The sequence below is a fragment of the Hungatella hominis genome, from assembly GCF_014288005.1.
GTDB lineage: Bacteria > Bacillota > Clostridia > Lachnospirales > Lachnospiraceae > Hungatella > Hungatella effluvii.
The window spans coordinates 1-2,182 of sequence record NZ_JACOPB010000055.1; the positions used below are offsets into that span (position 1 = coordinate 1).

The 2,182-nt window shown below is 46.7% G+C and carries 2 protein-coding genes and 1 pseudogene; all 3 read right to left on the bottom strand.

What is annotated here, in order from left to right; genetic code table 11:
- Nucleotides 1–546: 546 nt before the first annotated feature.
- A complete protein-coding gene (locus tag H8S75_RS32220) occupies nt 547–1,035 on the bottom strand; it encodes an SMI1/KNR4 family protein (protein WP_187024958.1) in 489 nt (162 codons plus the stop codon).
- A gap of 33 nt (nt 1,036–1,068) precedes the next feature.
- Nucleotides 1,069–1,868, bottom strand: a pseudogene (locus H8S75_RS32225) (helix-turn-helix domain-containing protein).
- 23 nt (nt 1,869–1,891) lie between these two features.
- The coding region (locus H8S75_RS32230) for a hypothetical protein (protein ID WP_207729271.1) at nt 1,892–2,182 on the bottom strand (291 nt) is incomplete at its 5' end.

Here is a 2,182-nt window from a genome sequence, read left to right on the forward strand (position 1 = left end):
AAGGAACTACACGCAGACCGAGAAACGGGCTGCTGACAACAAACGGCGGTATGCTCCCGGAGAGGGTAGCATACCGCCTGTTTTGTTGTCCGGGGATTCCAAAGGGGCTTGCCCCTTGGCACACGACTTTGCTTGCAAAGTGTAGTGTGTTATACGCTCTGTCGGCGTTGCCGTGAAAATGCCGTTGCCGCCGAGGAGGGCAAGGGGATTTGAAACGGCAGGAAAACAGGGCTGTGATTGCGTGGCGTGGAGCCGCAAGCGCAGGACTGGTTTCATCAGCAGACAGGGCGTATATGCAAGCCTCCGCCCCTCGTCCCACGCCGGCCTTCGGGACAAAATGTCCCGAACTTGTGGACACACTCACGAAAAAGCAGACGGATTTTTCTCTCAAAATTGAAATGGGCGGGAAGCCATTTTAGGGCTTTCCCGCCTTGATTGCCTGTTAGCAAAGGAGGGCGGGACTGTCAACGGCGGCGCAGTATGCGCCGTTCATCTTGACCGTTGACTGGCTCGGCTGTCTTTGCTATTTCCCCGACAACCTGGAAGTTATAACGTTATAGCAGTATCAATTCCTACACCATTGACCAAAAAATCAGTAAAGGTATCGGCAATTTTATCTGCTTCTTCAACCCCAAAACTAGCATCTTCTACCCGATACAAGCCAAGACCATCTTTTCCTTTTCCATAAAAATAAACCAAGTCCCCCAAATCATTTCCAAAAAACCAAACGCTTTCGATAAATTCTACAAGTTCATTACTAATAAAAAAATCTTCTGTATACATCCGGTGGTAATCTTCGTATTGCGTCAATGCCATCTTAGCGCTCCAAATACATATTGATGAACCATCGTTTTTAACCAAGAACTCTACTCCTACATTTTGAGGACCGACAATGCTTTTTAAGAGTTCTATATAGTCATCTGGTAATTGTATTGGTGATTTGCTTAATACCTGCTCGATTTCCTTCTCTCCACCGCAACCAATGGTTTCCATATCAAAAGATAACCGTTCATTAATATTTTCGATAATGCTCATTTTATCCTCCATCAATTCCAGTTTGTCATTCTCTTACTTTCTCCCCCGCTGTGGGTTTGGATTTTTCAGCAAGTCCGACTTCTCCGAAATCCTTTTGAGCCACTTCTTTTCTTCCTCGGACAGCTTCTTAAAGTTCAGCCGGAGCCGCTTGCAGATAAACGCCAGTGACGCTTGCTCCGGGTCGCTGTCCGGGCTGGCGGTTTCATCAGCGGCTTGCAACAATCCTTTCAGCGGGTTGTCCTCCGGGACGCTGAAAAAATCGTCCTTATGTGCTTCCCGCAGGCCAAGGGCTATGCCGTTTATGTCCTGCTGTATCACATAGCGGCAAAAGTTGTCATCGTCAATGTGGGCGGCGACAAGCTGTCTTAACTGCGGGTCGGTCAAGCCGGGATTGTACTGCTTCATAATCGTTGCGCTCATGGTGTCCACTATGGCGTTTACGGTCTGCACCTGCTTCACCGCCACGCCATTCACATTGATTTCAAGGTCAGCCATGAGCCGGGGAAAATCCGGGTGCGCCGCCAGTTCACACAAGAGGGAATTGTCCACCAGCCCGCTTTTCAGCAGTTCAATCATATCGTCACACAAATGCAGTTCTGCAAGGTCGGCGTTTGGGTGATTTTTTGTTTCAGACAGTCCCAGCAGATAATCGGCAGTCACACCGTAAAACTTCGCCAGCTTGATAAGGGCATAGTGGCTGATGTCTTTGAAGTCCTCCGCTTCATAACTGCCCAGCGCAGACTTGGAGAGGTGGGTCGCTCCGCAAGCTGTTCCAGCGTCAGCCCACGCTCCACACGCAGGTCTTTTAAGCGTTCCTGTATAGATAATTCCATGTGTTATCTCTTTTCTTTAATCTTTAATCAAATTTTATTTCTTCACCGCAATCGAAAACTTTAGCATTAAAAAACCGGGCTATCTCAATCAGTTTTCCTTGAATCTCATCTGATAAACCGTCACAGCCAATCTTTCCGTTTTCATAATAAATCTCATAGTCATTTTTATAGATAACTCTACCTGGAATTTCAAAATACATTGTTGTACGGGTTAAGGGATTTATCCCCTTTCCTTGTTCTGATAATGACAATTCTTTGTCTGATTGCACATATTTTTTCCATTCCTCTAAAGTTATCACTTTCCCTATCCGTTC